The following is a 305-nucleotide window of genomic DNA, read 5'->3' on the forward strand; positions in this document are numbered from 1 at the left end:
ACGTCGAGCAACCGGTCGACGAGCTGGCGCGGGTCGTGGCCGTCCGCGACGATCTCGTGCCGCACGATCGACGAGTGCTGCACGGGCCCGAGCGCGGCGCCGGCGACGACGACCGACGTCACCCCGTACTGCTCGTGGAACGAGCGGGCAAGGGCGTAGACGCCGATGTCGGCGCCCAGGATGACCGGCTGGAGCGGACGCGCGTCCAGCCGGTCGTCCTGCGGCGTGCCTGCGGCGCCGAGCGGGTCCGTCACGCGTCCTGCTCGGTGCGGTCGCCGGACCACTGGGTGTGGAACGAACCGTCG

At 73.4% G+C, this 305-nt stretch carries 1 pseudogene; it reads right to left on the reverse strand.

From position 1 onward, the window contains the following. A pseudogene (locus CWIS_RS19065) lies at nt 1–254 on the reverse strand (hypothetical protein); the annotation flags it as partial. Nucleotides 255–305 lie beyond the last annotated feature (51 nt).

Source organism: Cellulomonas sp. A375-1 (genome assembly GCF_001040865.1).
GTDB lineage: Bacteria > Actinomycetota > Actinomycetes > Actinomycetales > Cellulomonadaceae > Cellulomonas > Cellulomonas gelida.